This is a genomic window from Rufibacter roseus (assembly GCF_001647285.1).
GTDB lineage: Bacteria > Bacteroidota > Bacteroidia > Cytophagales > Hymenobacteraceae > Nibribacter > Nibribacter roseus.
The window spans coordinates 1-681 of the sequence record NZ_LRML01000038.1 but is presented as its reverse complement, the minus strand read 5'-3'; the positions used below and the strand labels follow the sequence as shown (position 1 = coordinate 681).

Sequence of the window (681 nt, the reverse complement as noted above, 5' to 3'; positions counted from 1 at the left end):
GCCTTGGCCATTTCTTCCATAAGGCCGGGCATCCAGTTCGAGGTCCCCTACGAGAAGACGGGGACCTACGAGCGGTACGTGAACGAGTTCCGGGTGGAGCTGTCTGACGCCTCGGGCTCTTTCGCCAACGCCCAGGTGATCGGGGCGTACGCCACGCGCAACCCGATCCACGCGCGGATCCCCGCGGGCACGCCGTCTGGCTCGGGGTACCGGGTGCGCGTGGTGAGCACCTCCCCGGCGGTCGTCGGCACGGAGTCCTCGCCGTTCGCGGTGGTGGGGCAGGCTGTAGCCCCGTCCGGGGTGGCTGGGGAGCTCCCTGCGGAGACGCTGGTTTACCCTTTGCAGGGGTCTGAGCAGCAGGCCGTGAACCTGGCGGTGTTCCCCAACCCGGCGGAGGTTGGGGGCGAGGTAGAGCTGCATTTAGATGAACTGCCGGAGGGGCAGGCGCTATTTGAGGTCTATGAGCTTTCCGGGCGCAGGGTATACGCAGAGTCCCTCGCGCATCCCGGGGGGGGATGGGAGCGCAGGTTGCAGGTCTCAGCCTTGAGCCCCGGCCTTTACCTGGTCCGCCTCTCCTCTGGAGGGGTGGCGCATACAGCCAGGCTGGTGGTAAGGTAACTCTGGAGTTCCAGTAGCGTTAGCAAACCATGAATAAAAAAGTTTGATAGTTAATCATAAATG

Annotated in this window: 1 protein-coding gene; it reads left to right on the top strand. The window is 63.9% G+C overall.

The window, feature by feature from the left end; genetic code table 11:
* A partial coding sequence (locus A8O23_RS22025) for a T9SS type A sorting domain-containing protein (RefSeq protein WP_153042318.1) occupies nt 1–618 on the top strand: 618 nt, incomplete at its 5' end.
* Nucleotides 619–681: the final 63 nt, after the last annotated feature.